The 1,122-nt window shown below is 44.0% G+C and carries 1 protein-coding gene; it reads right to left on the minus strand.

Features of this window, described 5'->3' with window-relative positions:
• A partial coding sequence (locus A3763_RS26030) for a nitrous oxide reductase family maturation protein NosD (RefSeq protein ID WP_068760738.1) occupies positions 1-1,122 on the minus strand: 1,122 nt, incomplete at both ends.

Raw genomic sequence — 1,122 nt, forward strand, 5'->3', positions numbered from 1 at the left:
CCTTACGAGCGGGCGGTGTCATGAGAGGGAAACTATCTCTTACCCCAGGCGATTTAAGTACCGGGAATTGTTTTTGGATATAACGTAGTAACAATACTGCAGGGCTATCCATTAGCATTTTTGCCTGAGGAAACTTCCATAGTAGCTTGTCGATACTGTCATTGGGTTCGAAGTAGGTATCGCCAATTTGATCATTGTTCATATCCCAGCCTAAATAGTCGCTCCAGTAATTACCTTGGGCGTCGAGGCTCCATTCTTGTTTGCGGGTCGCGACGTATTTCACTTGAGTCTGGTTTTTGATAAAGGTGTTTTTAGCAATAATATTGTTCTCGGAACCTGCTGTCAGGTGAATACCGATTTCTGCATTACTCACGTCATTGTCTAGAATTTTGTTGTGCAGCGAGTTATAAATAAAGAAGCCCTTACCATCGGCACCCTCAACGTGACGTGCCTCACTTTGACGCACGCCATCAATCGTGTTGTTAGTTAAGGTGGAATAGGTAATAAAGTTTAATAAGATGCCGTAGTCTTCACTATCGAGTGACTGGTTATGATTGACAGTGAGACTTCTGGATTGCATGAGCGCATAGCCTGCACGGGTTCGTACCGCTTTGTTTTTGGTGACGGTATTGCTGTGGGAGTACATGTAATGAACCCCGTAGCGAAGGTCGTGCATATGGTTTTCAGTGAGCAGGTTGTTCTGGCTAGAAATAATGTAAATTCCGTCACGGGTATGCCAGATTTCGTTGCCACGAACCTCGGTATTGGTCGCAACGGATAGATGAATACCATTGCCTCGGTCGGTTGAGCGCATCTGCTCGTTACCGCTTATTTTATTGTTGATAATTTTTGCACCATCGCATTTATCTAACCAAATACCGCTAGTATCACCATGAAGCAGGTTATTCTTGATGGTTGTATTTTGTGCCGATTTTTCAATAAAGATGCCGGCATTCATTGCCGTTAAATCATCGCCCCAGTTTTCTATTGTCAGATTTTCAATGGTGACATGTGGAGCTTTTATTCGAATCCCGTCATGCATGCCTTGGGCGTTGATGATAGCGCCCTTTTCACCTTGAATAGTGAGACTCTGTCGAATAACAAAGTTACCGGCGTAAACAC

It is taken from the genome of Oleiphilus sp. HI0128 (assembly GCF_001635365.1).